General features: G+C 69.2%; 11 protein-coding genes. 7 read left to right on the top strand and 4 right to left on the bottom strand.

Annotation, left to right across the window (positions count from 1 at the left end):
- Positions 1–5 precede the first annotated feature (5 nt).
- Genes ACZ51I_RS05675 through ACZ51I_RS05665 form a run of 3 tightly spaced genes read right to left on the bottom strand, consistent with a single transcriptional unit; the run spans position 6 to position 3,188 of the window.
- On the bottom strand, positions 6–845 hold the full coding sequence (locus ACZ51I_RS05675) for a carbohydrate ABC transporter permease (RefSeq protein ID WP_468873772.1): 840 nt from the start codon (positions 843–845) through the stop codon (positions 6–8).
- Between the two features lie 34 nt (positions 846–879).
- A complete protein-coding gene (locus ACZ51I_RS05670) occupies positions 880–1,872 on the bottom strand; it encodes a carbohydrate ABC transporter permease (protein WP_468871747.1) in 993 nt (330 codons plus the stop codon).
- Positions 1,873–1,883: 11 nt separating this feature from the next.
- On the bottom strand, positions 1,884–3,188 hold the full coding sequence (locus tag ACZ51I_RS05665) for an ABC transporter substrate-binding protein (protein ID WP_468871746.1): 1,305 nt from the start codon (positions 3,186–3,188) through the stop codon (positions 1,884–1,886).
- 170 nt (positions 3,189–3,358) lie between these two features.
- Here ACZ51I_RS05665 and ACZ51I_RS05660 point away from each other — a divergent pair, with 170 nt between their 5' ends.
- A complete protein-coding gene (locus ACZ51I_RS05660; protein WP_468871744.1) occupies positions 3,359–4,669 on the top strand; it encodes an ROK family transcriptional regulator in 1,311 nt (436 codons plus the stop codon).
- 168 nt (positions 4,670–4,837) lie between these two features.
- Positions 4,838–5,278, top strand: a complete 441-nt coding sequence (locus ACZ51I_RS05655) for a VOC family protein (protein WP_468871743.1) — start codon at positions 4,838–4,840, stop codon at positions 5,276–5,278.
- 390 nt (positions 5,279–5,668) lie between these two features.
- Here ACZ51I_RS05655 and ACZ51I_RS05650 read toward each other — a convergent pair whose 3' ends face one another.
- A complete protein-coding gene (locus ACZ51I_RS05650; RefSeq protein ID WP_468871742.1) occupies positions 5,669–6,517 on the bottom strand; it encodes a GntR family transcriptional regulator in 849 nt (282 codons plus the stop codon).
- A gap of 258 nt (positions 6,518–6,775) precedes the next feature.
- On the opposite strand from ACZ51I_RS05650, the gene ACZ51I_RS05645 reads away from it, so the two are divergent.
- From ACZ51I_RS05645 to ACZ51I_RS05625, 5 genes are all read left to right on the top strand, one after another.
- Positions 6,776–8,044: an extracellular solute-binding protein gene (locus tag ACZ51I_RS05645; RefSeq protein ID WP_468871740.1), complete on the top strand. Its 1,269-nt coding sequence runs from the start codon at positions 6,776–6,778 to the stop codon at positions 8,042–8,044.
- A 3-nt stretch (positions 8,045–8,047) separates the two neighbouring features.
- Entirely contained in the window at positions 8,048–8,974 is a 927-nt protein-coding gene (locus ACZ51I_RS05640; RefSeq protein WP_468871739.1) for a carbohydrate ABC transporter permease, read from the top strand.
- A complete protein-coding gene (locus ACZ51I_RS05635; RefSeq protein ID WP_468871737.1) occupies positions 8,971–9,825 on the top strand; it encodes a carbohydrate ABC transporter permease in 855 nt (284 codons plus the stop codon). The genes ACZ51I_RS05640 and ACZ51I_RS05635 overlap by 4 nt, the downstream gene beginning before the upstream one ends.
- 90 nt (positions 9,826–9,915) lie before the next feature.
- Entirely contained in the window at positions 9,916–11,484 is a 1,569-nt protein-coding gene (locus tag ACZ51I_RS05630) for a beta-N-acetylhexosaminidase (RefSeq protein ID WP_468871736.1), read from the top strand.
- Between the two features lie 73 nt (positions 11,485–11,557).
- Positions 11,558–13,006 carry a cellulose binding domain-containing protein gene (locus tag ACZ51I_RS05625; RefSeq protein ID WP_468871734.1) on the top strand — a complete coding sequence of 483 codons (1,449 nt, stop codon included), beginning with the start codon at positions 11,558–11,560 and terminating at the stop codon, positions 13,004–13,006.
- The last annotated feature ends 396 nt before the right edge of the window (positions 13,007–13,402 follow it).

Here is a 13,402-nt window from a genome sequence, read left to right as displayed (position 1 = left end):
GGGCGTCACTTGACCGCACCTGCGGTGAGGCCGGCGACGAGATAGCGCTGGAGGAGCAGGAAGCCGACGACGACGGGAACGCTGACCACGAGGGAGGCGGCCATCACCTGGTTCCAGTACACGTCGTTCTGGGTGGCGTAGCCCTGGAGGCCGACGGCGAGGGTGCGGGTGGTGTCGTTCGTCATGACGGAGGCGAAGAGGACCTCGCCCCACGCGGTCATGAAGGCGTAGACGGCGACGGCGATGATGCCCGGGGACGCGGCGGGGACGATGACGCGGAACAGCGCGCTGATCGGCCCGCAGCCGTCGACCTTGGCCGCTTCGTCGAGTTCGCGCGGGATCGAGTCGAAGTAGCCGGTCAGCATCCAGACGGAGAACGGCAACGAGAAGGTCAGATAGGTGAGGATCAGGCCTTCGCGGGAGCCGAAGAGGGCGATGCCGGTGGCGTTGCCGATGTTCACGTAGATGAGGAAGAGCGGCAGCAGGAAGAGAATGCCGGGGAACATCTGCGTGGAGAGGACCGTCACGGTGAAGACCCGCTTGCCGCGGAAGGTGTAGCGGCTGACGGCATAGGCGGCGAAGATCGCGACCGTCACGGAGAAGACCGTGGCCGTGCCCGCGACGACGATCGAGTTCACGAAGTAGTCGGCGAGCGGGACGGTCTCCCAGATGTCGACGTACGGGCGGAGCGTGAGCCCGGAGGGGATCCATTCGAACTTCCCCGACACGTCCTCCAGCGGCTTGAGGGAACTGGAGACCATGACGTACACCGGCAGTACCACGAACGTGGTGAGCAGGGTGAGGAAGATCCGCCGCGTCCACAGGAACGAGCGGGGCGCGGCCATCGGAGAGCGTGGGGTCGCTCGCCGGGAGGCGTGCTCAGACATCGGAGGTCTTCCTTCCGCGGGTGGTGAGCAGGAGGTAGACGCCCGTGACGACGAGGAGGAAGAGCAGGAGCAGCACGGACATGGCCGAGCCGGTGCCGAAGTTCCACGTCTGGAAGGACGACTGGTAGATGTGGAGGGAGATCAGGTCGGCCGCTTCCGGCGCCGCCTTGCCGAAGAGCACGAACGGCGTGTTGAAGTCGTTGAACGTCCAGAGGAAGAGGACGAGCACGAGGACCTGGTTGACGGACCGCAGCGACGGCAGGGTGATGTGCCGGATCTGCTTCCACACGCCGGCCCCGTCGAGCGCGGCCGCTTCGTACATGTCCCGGGGGATGTTCTGCAGCCCGGCCATGACGGTCAGGAAGGCGAAGGGCCAGCCCTTCCACACGGAGACGACGAGCAGGGCCCAGAAGCTGTTGTCCCCGATGAGCCAGAAGGCGGGACTGTCGCCGATGCCGAGCTGGTCGTGGAGGACGTGGTTGACGAGGCCGTTGTCCCGCTGGAACATGAACGCCCAGGTGATGACGGCGGCGTAGACGGGCAGTGCGTACGGGACGAGGAACAGCGTCCGGAGGAAGCCCCGGCCCCGGAAGTTCTCCTGGAGGAAGATCGCGGCGGCCGTACCGAGGAACCAGCACAGCCCCACGGAGAGGACGGTGAAGACGCAGGTCGTCACGAAGGACGTGAGGAGGGCCTGGCCGACGGGGGCGTCGAAGTCGATCGCGACGGTGTAGTTGTCCAGACCCGACCAGGGCGCTTCGGACCAGTTCCGGATGAAGAACTGGGTGAGCTCCCTGAAGCTCATGGTGATGCCCATGAGCATCGGGACGAGGTGGACGAGGAGTTCGAGGAGCAGGGCGGGCAGGAGCAGAAGGTACGGCAGTGCGATGCGGCGACGCCCGGAGCGGCGTGGTGCGCGCGCCTCTCCGGGTGTGGCCTTGCGCACCGCCCGCTCACTCGGGGGAGTGACGGCGGTTTGGGTCATGGTGGGGCGGCCTACTTCTTGGGCATCTGCTGCTGGGCCTTTTCGAGCTTGGCCCTCACGGACTCCGTGGTGACCGGGCGGCCCGCGGCGGCGTCGGCGAACAGCTCCTTGACCGCGGTGCCGACGACCGTCTCGAACTGCGACTCCTCCGGGACCTGCGGCAGGGCCGCGGCACTGGTGGCGAGGGTTTCACGGATGACGGTGAGCGACGGGTCGGCGAAGACGGGGTCCTTCTGGGCGCTCTCCACCGGCGGGACCGAGCCGTAGGCCTTGTTGAGGAGGATCTGCTCCTCGTCGCTGGTCATGAACTTCACGAACTTCAGCGCGCCGTCGAGGTTCTTGGTGTTCTTGAAGACGGCCATGTTGATGCCGGCGACCATCGAGTTGGTCTGGGTGCCGGAGCCGGGCTTGCCCGAGGGAACCGGGGCGGGAGCGACACCCCAGTCATCCGGGGCCATGCCCTGGGAGGCGAAGGTCTGCTGCGGCGTCTGCCACAGGACCATGCCGGTCTTGCCCTTGGCGAAGTCGCTGAGGGACTGGTTCTGGGCGTACTCGGCGTTGCCGGGGGCGACGATCTTCTGTGCCGCCATCAGGTCGACGTACTGCTTGACGGCGGCGACGGCCCCGTCGGAGGTGAAGTCCGGCTTCCCGTCGGCGGTGAAGAAGTCGGCGCCGTGCTGCTTGCCGAGGACGAAGACCTGGTGGATGTTGTTGGACAGGTTGGAGCCCTCGACGCCGATGCCCGACTTGCCCTTCTTGCTGAGCTTCTTGCCGGCCGCGATCACCTCGTCCCAGGTGGTCGGCGGCTTCGCTATCCCGGCGTCCTTGAACATCTGCTTGTTGTAGTAGAGCGCGTACGCCATGGAGTACAGGGGGACGGCGGCCGGCTCCTGGCCGGGGACGCCGGTGGAGCCGAGCGCGGAGTCGACGAAGCGGTCCCTGCCGCCGATGGCTTCGAGGTTCTTCGCGTCCCAGGGCAGCAGGGCGCCGGTGGACTGCAGGGAGGCGCTCCAGGTGTTCCCGATGTTGAGGATGTCGGGGCCCTGCCCCGACGTGGTCGCGGTGAGGATCCGGTTGAGCAGGTCGGACCAGGGGACCACTTCCAGCTTGACCTTGATCCCCGTCTCCTTCTCGAATTGGTCGAGCTCGGGCTGCAGGACCTTCTTGTCGACCTCGATGCTGGAGCCCTGGTTGGAGGCCCAGTAGGTGAGGGTCTTCGGCGACGCCTCGCTCCCTTCACCGCCTCCACAGGCGGTGGCGGTGAAGGCGAGGGAGAGCGTGACGGCACCGGTGACAGCGGCTCTGATTCTGCGCATGGCTCCTGGGCCCTTTCGGGGACGAGGGGGGTGCCGATGCGGTGAGCGTCTGACGGCCTCACCGCGGCATCGGCTTAATTTAGGATGTGAGTTAAACCCCATGAGAAGGTCGCGTCAAGGCTTGTACTGCGGGTATGTTGCGAGGAACGACTCCAGAGACGGGGACCAAAGTGCACGCGAGAAGTGGCCGTACGGTGCGTGACCTGCGGCGCGAGAACCGCACCGCCGTTCTGCGCAGGCTGTACTTCGACGGACCGATGAGCCGCCTCATGCTGGGTCCGGCGACGGGGCTGAGCTCCGGATCGGTCAGCAATGTGGTCGCCGAGCTCGTGGCGGAGGGTCTGGTGGAGGAGGCGGGCAGCGTGGACTCGGCGGGCGGCCGCCCCCGTACCCTGCTGCGGATCACGCCCGGCAGCGGTTTCATGATCGGCGTGGACATCGGGGAGACCCGGGTCAGGATCGAGCTGTTCGACCTGACGCTCAACGAACTCGCCCGCACCGAAAGGGTGTTGGCCAGCTCGGGACCCCGTACGGCCCGGTACGACGTGGACCTCGTCGTCGCCCATCTCCGCGACGGCATCGCCGAGGTTCTGCACACCGCCGGCGTGTCTGCCGACCGCCTCATCGGGGTCGGGGTCGGCGTCCCCGGCATCGTCGCCCGCGACACCGCCGGCGACGGAGCTGTCGTGCACGGCCAGACCGTCGGCTGGGACGCCGTCCCCTTCGAACGCCTCCTCCGCGCCGCCGTCGAACTGCCGGAGGACGTCCCGTACCGGATCGACAACGGCGCCAAGACCCTGGGCCAGGCCGAGATGTGGTTCGGCGCCGGCCGGGGCGCGCGCAGCGCCGTGGTCGTGCTGTTCGGCTCGGGTGTCGGCGCATGCGTGCTCACGGACCCGTCCGGGCCGGGCCGGGCGATCGAGTGGGGTCACCTGACGGTACGGGTCCGGGGGCGCCGCTGCCGCTGCGGCGCCCCCGGATGCCTGGAGGCCTACGCGGGCGCGGAGGCGCTCCTCGAACGGTGGCGCGAGGCGGGCGGGCGGCCTCCGGCGGGTGCGGACGAGGAGACGGCCCTGACGGCGATGCTGACGGCGGCGTACCCGCCGGACCTGGGTGCGGAGCCCGACGCCACGGCGCTCGCCGTCCTCGCGGAGACCGCCGAGTACCTGGGTGCCGGTTTCGCGGACCTCATGAACCTCTTCCAGCCCGAGCGGATCCTGGTCGGTGGTTGGGCGGGCCTCCAGCTCGGCACCCGTTTCCTGGAGACGGTGTCCGCCCACGCACGGGAGTACGCCCTCCGGTACCCGGCCGGGCGCACCGACATCGGTCTCGGCACTCTGGGCCCGGAGGCGGTGACCGTGGGAGCCGCCCTGCTGCCGCTGGTCGACTTCTTCGCGCAGGGCGGTCGCCGCCCCGAGACCAAGCCCACCGCTCCCGCCCCGGCCTGGCAGTCGGCCCTCCAGGACCGGGTCACCACCTGAGCCCCCCCCCGGACCGGTGCGGGGGAGCGGGGTCCGGCGACGCCGGGGCGGTCCGGAACAGGCCTCCGGAACGAGGCCCGTTTCTACGGGTGTCGAGAACGAGCCGTCGGTTCCGTCCCGGGTATACCGGTGGCCTCAAGGGTCGCGTGACGCAGAGGGAGAACCATCATGACGCTTCAGCGTATGGACAACGTCGGCATCGTCGTCGAAGACCTGGACGCCGCCGTCGCCTTCTTCGTCGAACTGGGCATGGAGGTCGAAGGCACAGCGCAGATCGAGGGCCTCTTCGCGGATCAGACGGTCGGGCTCGACGGAGTCCGCAGCGACATCGCGATGATGCGGACCCCGGACGGCCACGGCAAGCTGGAGCTCGCGCAGTACCACAATCCCGCGGCGATCGGCGACGCCTCCCACAATCCGCCGCCGAACACCCTGGGTCTGCACCGGGTCATGTTCGCCGTCGACGACATCGACGACACCATCGCCCGCCTGCGTCTCCACGGAGCCGAACTGATCGGCGAGGTGGCGCAGTACGAGGACATCTACCGCCTCTGCTACCTCCGCGGCCCCTCGGGCATCGTCGTCGCCCTGGCCGAACAGATCGGCTAGCGCGCGTTTCCGAATATGCGGGGGGCCGCCCGGTGTGCCCACCGGGCGAGCGCCCTCCGTGTCCCGTCGGCGCCGCAGGCGGACGGGAGACGGGCGTGATCCCCGCGCCGGGGCGCGCTCCACGCCACGGCCGGCGGGCCGGTGCCGGCGGTCTACGCCCCCACGACGCGGCCATGGTGGTGGGGGGATGCGCAACGGTATCGACGTCGTCGACCCGTCGGCCCTCACCTGTCCGTCCGGGGATCCCTCCGCCGCTGTCCGCCGGAACGTCCGTGTGGCGGTCCGATGCCGGGACCCCGGCCGAAGTCCCTGACCCGCCCCCCGGGGCGCGGCGAGCGCGACCGGGACGCCGGAGTGCGGCGCGCTCGACCCCCTTGGACGCGCCGCGTCTCAGACGTCGTGTTGGACGACACCGCGCGTGGAGAAGGTGACCGGGTCGCTCCCGGTGAACTCACCGGGAGGGATGCCCGGATGGTGGTGGCCCTCGTTCGGCACGGACTGGGGGTCGCCGCCGCCGAGGGTGAGGCGGGAGACGATCCGGTAGCGGTCGCCGCGGTAGAGCGAGTGGACGTACTCCACCGCGCGGCCGCGGGTGTCGGTGGTGAGTCGTTCGAAGAGCAGTGCGGGAGACAGCTCGGGCACTTCGAGCAGATCGGCTTCGGCGCGGGTGACGACGGTGGGTTCGATCGACTGGACCGCCTCGTTGACCTGGACGCCGTGCCGGTCTCGAAGGTGCTCGTAGAGGTCACCCTGCTCCAGCTCGTCCCTGGTCAGACCCGGGGCGAGGTCGGTCCGGACGTGCAGGTGCTCGATCGCCATGGGGGAGCCGTCCACGAGGCGGAGACGGGCGACGTAGAGGACCTCGGCAGCGGGGGAGACGCGCAGCTTTCGGCTGACTCGGGCGCCGGCCGGCAGCGTGCTGAACTCCAACAGTCTGCTGCTCCACATCCCACCGGCCCGCGGCAGGCTGAAGGCGCTCCGGTCGGCGACCAGTTCCTGGGTGATCTTCTCGGCGGCCACGAACATGCCCCGGCCGTGCTCCCGGACCAGCAGTCCGGCGACGACCAGCTCGTCGACGGCCGCCCTCAGCGTGGGGCGTGACACCCCCAGCTCCGAGCAGAGGGTGCGTTCCGACGGGATGGCGTCACCGGGGTGCCGTGCCTCGATGAGCTCGAGGATCGCGTCGCGGACCCGCTCACGCTTGAGCATCGCGCCGGAGGCTGCCGCGTCGATCTCCATACGGGGCTCTCGTTCGCTCGTCGTTACGTTCTCTGGTCAACTATAACTGGTCAAGTGGTCAGGTGGCGGTAGGTGTGCAGGTCCACGGCCGTTCCGACCCATTGGGACTCTTGCGGGGCAAAAGCTTATCCCGCTCCAGGGGTTGACGTCGATATTGGTCTATGCCACCTTCATCCCCGCGTCAACTGGTAAACACACGATCGACGATTGGTCAGATCGAGGTTTACCTGTCCTTCTCATGCTCCCCAGAGGTGAACCGTGAAGCACCGCCCCCTCGCCCCGCTCGGCGCCATGCTGCTGAGTGCCGGACTCGTCGCCTGTTCATCGTCCGGCGGGGACTCCGGGCAGCCCGCCGACGGCCCGACCGTCCTTGACGTGTGGCTCATGCGCGACAGCGTCTCCGAGAGCTTCCAGAAGGAGTTCGAGGCCGGCTTCGAGAAGGCTCATCCGGACATCGACCTCAAGATCCAGATCCAGGAATGGGAGGGCATCGGAGAGAAGGTCACCGCGGCCCTGGCGAGCAACGACGCTCCCGACGTCATCGAGGTCGGCAACACCCAGGTCGCCCAGTACGCCCAGAGCGGAGGCCTCACCGACTTCAGCGACAAGGTCGCCGAGCTCGGCGGCGAGTCCTGGCTCAAGGGCCTCGCCGAACCGGGAGCCTGGGAGGGCAAGCAGTACGGCATCCCGTACTACGCCGCCAACCGCGTCGTCATCTACCGCACCGACCTGTTCCGGAAGGCGGGCATCGACGCCACGAAGATCAAGACGCGCGACCAGTGGCTCGTCGCCACCGAGAAGCTCAACAGGAACGGCGACCAGGGCATCTACCTCCCCGGCCAGAACTGGTTCGCCCTCGCGGGCTTCGTCTGGGACGAGGGCGGTGACCTCGCCACCCAGGAAGGAAAGACGTGGAAGGGAGGCCTCGACAGCCCCGAAGCGCTGAGAGCCATGGAGTTCTACAAGCGGCTCCAGGCCCTCGGCAAGGGACCCAAGGACTCCGACGAGTCCCGCCCCCTGCAGGCCGAAGTCGTGGCGAAGGGACAGATCGCCCAGGTCATCGCCACCCCCGGCGGAGCGAACGTCATCGCGCAGAGCAACCCCGACCTCAAGGGCAAACTGGGATTCTTCCCGATCCCCGGCAAGACCCCCGACACCCCGGGCGCGGTCTTCACCGGTGGCTCCGACCTGGTCGTCCCCTCCGTCGCAGCCCACCAGGAGGAGGCGTACACCTTCGTCAAGGAGCTCACCGGCGAGACCTGGCAGAAGAAGCTCGCCCTCGCGATGAGCTACGTCCCGAACAAGACCAGCCTGGCCGCCGCCGTCGCCTCCGACCCCGGCGCCGCGGCCATGGCGGCCGGCGCGTCCAACGGACACGCCACGCCCAACACCCCGCAGTGGGCGGCGGTCGAGGCCAAGAACCCGATCAAGGACTACATGACCGCGGTGCTCATCGGCCGCGACGCGAAGTCCGAGGCCGGCAAGGCATCCCGGTCCATCACCACCACGCTGAACAGCGGTTCCTGACGGATGCCCGCCAGGCCCTCCCGACGACTGCCCCGCAGGCGCCCTCCCGCCCTCGGCCCCTACCTGCTGATCGCACCGGCGGTCCTGGGCATGCTCTACCTCCTGCTCTATCCCTTCGGCCGGGCCCTGCTCATCTCCCTGCAGGACTTCCGGCTGCGCGAACTGATCCGGGGCGATGCCGAGTTCGTGGGGCTGCGCAACTACCAGACCCTGCTCGCCGACCCGAGGTTCTGGGACGTCGTCCGTCGCACGTTCCTGTTCATGGCCGTCAACGTCGTGGCCATCATGATCCTCTCCACGTTGGTCGCCCTGATGATCGAACGGCTGGGCAGACCCGCCAGGGCCGTCGTCCTCAGCTCGCTGGTACTGGTGTGGGCGGTGCCCGTCGTGGCCGCCACCACCGTCTTCCAGTGGCTGTTCCACTCCGAGTTCGGCATCGTCAACGAAACCCTCACCGGCCTCGGCTTCGCCTCCTTCGAGGGCTACACCTGGTTCGCCGACGGCAGCGCGGCCTTCACGATCCTCGTCGTCCTCATCGTGTGGCAGTCCGTGCCCTTCGCCGCCATCACCCTCTACTCGGCCCTCACCACCGTCCCCGAGGAGCTCTACGAGTCCGCGCGCATCGACGGCGCCGGCGCCACGAGGATCTTCAGGTCCGTGACGTTCCCCCTCGTGAGACCGATCTTCATGCTGGTGCTCTCCCTCGAGGTCATCTGGACCTTCAAGGCATTCGTCCAGATCTGGGTGATGACCCGGGGCGGGCCGGGCGACGCGACCACGATCCTGCCGGTGTACGCCGTGCAGACCGCCCTCGCGAACCAGCGCTACGACCTGGGCGCGGCAGCCTCCATGGTCACCGTCGTTCTCATGAGCGGCGTACTCGTCCTCTACTTCCGCCAACTGTTCCGCCAGGAAGGGGACCTCACGTGACCACCGACCGCAGGCCCGCCCCGCGGAGCGCCCTACGCCGTCTGCCGCTCAACGCGGCGGCCGGCCTGACGGTGGTGACCTGCCTCTTCCCCGTGTACTGGATGGTCACGACCGCCCTCAAGCCGTCCCGAGACATCCAGTCCTACGACCCCCGCCTCATCCCACGGGAATGGACCTTCGACCACTTCCGGACAGCGGTCCAGGCCGACGGCTTCGCCCTCTTCTGGCGCAACAGCATCCTGGTCACCCTCAGCGCCGTGCTCCTGGCACTGGTCGTCGCCCTCGGCGCCGCGTACGCCGTGGCGAGACTGCGATGGCGCGGCCGCAGGCAGTTCATGCTGGCCGTCTTCATCGCCCAGATGGCGCCCTGGGAATCACTGATCATCCCGATCTACATCATCGCCCGGGACACCGACATGCTCGACCGGCTGCCCACGCTCACCCTGGTCTACTTCATGATCACCCTGCCGTTCACCGTGGTGGTGCTGCGGGGCTTCATCGCCGGCATTCCACCAGAACTGGAAGAAGCGGCGCAGGTCGACGGCTGCACCAGGGTGGGAGCGTTCCGTCGCGTCGCGTTGCCGCTGCTCGCCCCGGGACTGATGGCCACCTCGCTCTTCGGCTTCATCACCGCCTGGAACGAGTTCACCTACGCCAACTTCCTGATCATCAAGCAGCAGGACAGCCGCACGCTGCCCGTGTGGCTCTCCTCCTTCCAGACGACCTTCGGCACGGACTGGGGCGCCACCATGGCGGCCTCCACCCTCTTCGCACTGCCCGCGCTGATCGTTTTCCTCGCCCTGCAGCGCCACGTGACCTCAGGCCTCACCGCCGGAGGAGTCAAGGGCTAGGACCTGTCCGGCCATGATCCGTCGGACACGCCCGAGCCGGCGCATCGTTCCTCCCCACCGTGTCCCCCCGACCACCGGAGACAAAGCCCCGTGGACCCGCTGCACCCCCGACTCCCGCGTCCTGAACTCGCACTCGTCCCCCGCCCCACCCGGCTGTCCCCGCGCCCCGGCCGGTTCCGCCTCGACGGCACCACACGGCTGCGCGTCGCCCCCGGCGCCGAGGGCGCCGCAGACCTCCTGCGCACCTATCTCGAGCCGGCCACGGAACTGCGACTGGAACACGCCGAGGACGGCGCCTTCGTCCTCGCCCTCGACCCCGCACTCGCGGGGCTGGGCGAGGAGGGATACGGGCTGACCGTCTCCGCCCAGGGCGCGCTGCTGCGCGCCGCCCGCCCGGCCGGTCTGCTGCGCGGCGTGCAGACGGTCCGCCAGCTCCTGCCCTGCGGAGCGCTGTCGGGACCGTTCGAAGGGGTCGAGCTGCCTGGGGTGGAGATCAGGGACATCCCCGCCCATCCCTGGCGCGGCATGCTGCTCGACGTCGCCCGCCACTTCCAGCCCGTGGCCTACCTGCGCCGCTTCGTGGACCTCATGGCCCTGCACAAGCTGAACACGCTCCAGCTGCACCTCACCGACGACCAGGGCTGGCGGATGCCGATCGCCGCCTACCCCAGGCTCACCGAGATCGGCGGCCGACGGAAGCAGTCGATGATCGGTCCCGCCGGCAGCGGGCAGTTCGACGGCCGCCCGCACGCCGGCTCGTACACCCGCGCCGAGCTCACCGAACTCGTCGTCTACGCGGCCGCGCGCGGTGTCACGGTCGTGCCGGAGGTGGGCGTGCCGGGACACGTACGATCCGCACTCGCCGCCTATCCCGAACTGGGCAACCGCCCCGAGCGACCGCTCGACGTGTGGACCCGGTGGGGCGTCTGCTCGAACGTGCTCGGCGTCGGCGACCACGTCCTCGACTTCTTCCGTACGGTCCTGGACGAGGTGATGAGCCTCTTCCCCTCCCGCTACATCCACATCGGAGGCGACGAAGTCCCCACGGAGGAGTGGGAGGCGAGCCCGGCGGCGATCGCACGGGCTTCGCGGGAAGCGCTATCAGGCCCGCGGGACCTGCACGGCTGGTTCATGACCAGGATGGTCGACCACGTCGTCCACGCGGGCCGCCGCCCGGTCGCCTGGGCCGAGGACGGCACCACACTTCCCCCGACCTGCACGGTGATGAGCTGGCGCACCCCGCGGCACACCTGGGCGGCCGCACGCCGGGGACACGACGTCATCCACGCCGACCACCGCTCGACCTACTTCGACTACGCACGCGGCACCGGCTCGCTGGAACCTCCCGCTCAGCCAGGCCACGCCCTCGACCTGCGAACCGTCTACGGCGTCGACCTCCTGCCACCCCCCGACGAGCCACTGCTCGCCGAAAGGATCCTGGGCACCCAGGGGCAGCTGTGGACGGAGTTCGTCCCGACGCCCGAGCACATCGAATACCTCACCTACCCCCGGCTGTGCGCCCTCGCCGAACGGGCGTGGAACTCCACCGAGGACTGGCGGGACTTCCGGACCCGTCTGGACGGGCACCGGGCGCGGCTGACCGCACTCGGCGTACCGCACGACACCCTCCGGGAGCGGTCCGCACACGCCCCCGTGTGACGTGCTCGCAGCCCGTCCCACACCCCACGATCACTCCCGCCGGCCGGCGGGAGCGCAGGAAAGGAACCGTCGGATGAGTAGCCGTACGACCCACCGCACCACCCGCGCCGCCCTCGCCCTGACCGCCCTCGTCGGCAGCGCTGCCCTCGCGGCCCTTCCCCTCACCACCGCGTCGGCTGCAGCCTCCTCGGGCGACGGTCTGGCCGTCCAGTACCGCACCAGCGCCGGCGGTGCCACCGCCGACCAGTCCGAGCCGTGGCTCAAGGTCCGCAACACCGGAACCAGCACCGTACAGCTGAGCCAGGTGAAGATCCGCTACTACTTCAAGGCCGACTCGCCGGCCTCCTCGTACCGCTTCGCCTGCTCCTGGGCGGTCAAGGGCTGCTCGGTGATCACCGGAACCTTCGGTGCGCTCGCCCACCCCACCGCGACGGCCGACCGCTACCTGGAGATCGGCTTCACCCCCGCGGCCGGCTCCCTCGCCCCCGGCGCCGACACGGGCGACATGCAGCTGCGCTTCTACCAGTCGACCTGGCAGCCGCTGAACCAGAGCGACGACTACTCCTTCAGCGGCGCCCGGACCACCTACGCCGACTGGACCAAGGTCACCGCGCAGATGGCCGGCACGACCGTGTGGGGCACCGCCCCCGCGGGCAACGAACCGACCGACCCGCCGACCCCGACCGACCCGCCCACCGACCCGCCGACCGGGGGAGGCCAGACCCTCTTCGACGACTTCTCGTACACCTCGCACACCGACCCGGCCCTCGCCTCCCACGGCTGGAACGTCCGCTCGAACTCCGGCGGCCCCGGCGTTCCCGGCGCCACCTGGGACCCCTCCAAGGTCACCTTCGTCAACCAGAGCGGCAACACGGTGATGAACCTGGAGACCTCCAGCGCCGGCACCGGCGCCACCACCACCCAGACCGAAGTCCTCACCAGGGCGAGCAAGTTCAGGAACGGTACGTACGCGGCCCGCGTGAAGTTCTCCGACACTCCCAAGTACGGGCCGGACGGCGACCGGATCGTGCAGACCTTCTTCACCATCAACGACCTCAAGGCCCCCATGGCGGACGACTACGCCGAGTACGACTTCGAGTACCTGCCCAACGGCGGCTGGGGCGAACCGGCGAACATCCTGTACACGACCTCCTGGGAGACCTACAACCCCGACCCCTGGCAGGCGGTCAACCAGCACAGCGAGAGCCGACAGAGCTTCACCGGCTGGCACGACCTCGTCGTGACCATCGACAACAGCAAGATCACCTACTACATCGACGGCGCGCCCTTCGGCACGCACGACGGCGCCTATCTGCCCGAACGGCCCATGTCCATCAACTTCAACCAGTGGCTGATCGACCTCAACGGCCAGACGTCGACCACCCCGCGGGCCTACGACCAGCAGGTCGACTACGTCCTGCACGTCAAGGACCAGGTCCTCACCCCGGCCCAGGTCGCCACGAAGATCGCCTCCCTCCGCGGAGCCGGGACGAGCTTCGTCGACGAGGTCCCCGCCTCCTGACCGCCCCGGAAAGGAGAGCGCCCTCTCCCTCGCACAGCCCGAGAGCCGGGGCGTACCTTCTCCGCGCTGCCTCTCGGGCTGGGCGTGATCTCTCGTGGGCGCTGTCGGTGTCGCCAACACCGTGATCATCTCGGTCCTGGACCGACGCTACGAGATCGATCTGGCGCTGGCAGCGGCGTGACCGCCCGGACCCATGACCGCCCGCCGGGATCCGAGCGGGCCGCACCAGCGAGAACCGCCAGGACAGCCGCCCTCCCGCGGGAGCCGCCAGCGCAGCCCACTTCGGGGATGTACGTCCGGACCGCCCCCGGCATCAGCACCGACCGACGGCCTGCCGGGACGGGGCCGACGGTGCCCCCGATCCACGTGCTCGCCGGGAACCGCAACGACTGCAGG

This window comes from Streptomyces sp. NPDC034084 (assembly GCF_055575535.1).
Note: the sequence above shows the minus strand (reverse complement) of the source record. Positions and strands in the feature narration are given on the sequence as shown.